The organism is Streptococcus suis (genome assembly GCF_002964045.1).
GTDB lineage: Bacteria > Bacillota > Bacilli > Lactobacillales > Streptococcaceae > Streptococcus > Streptococcus suis_U.
The window spans coordinates 1-267 of record NZ_POPB01000465.1; the positions used below are offsets into that span (position 1 = coordinate 1).

The following is a 267-nucleotide window of genomic DNA, read 5'->3' on the forward strand; positions in this document are numbered from 1 at the left end:
CAATATGTCTTTGCCAACGACGTTGCTCAATTGCTGGCTAAAAAAGGCGTGGTCGTTGACTACAAGAAAATCGGTAACTACATGACATCGATTGATATGGCTGGACTGTCATTGACCTTAATCAAACTAGAAGACCCAAGCTGGATTGACGCTTTGCAGGCCCCTGTTGAAGTGGTAGCTTGGTAGGAGAAAGACTATGGATGCAAAACAAGCATTACTCTGGATGGAGACATTCAACAAGAAAATTCAAGAAAACAAAGATTATTT

Annotated in this window: 1 protein-coding gene; it reads left to right on the plus strand. The window is 41.2% G+C overall.

The features are described 5' to 3' along the window. The coding region (locus C1E99_RS11650) for a dihydroxyacetone kinase subunit DhaK (protein ID WP_193441812.1) at window positions 1–186 on the plus strand (186 nt) is incomplete at its 5' end. Window positions 187–267 lie beyond the last annotated feature (81 nt).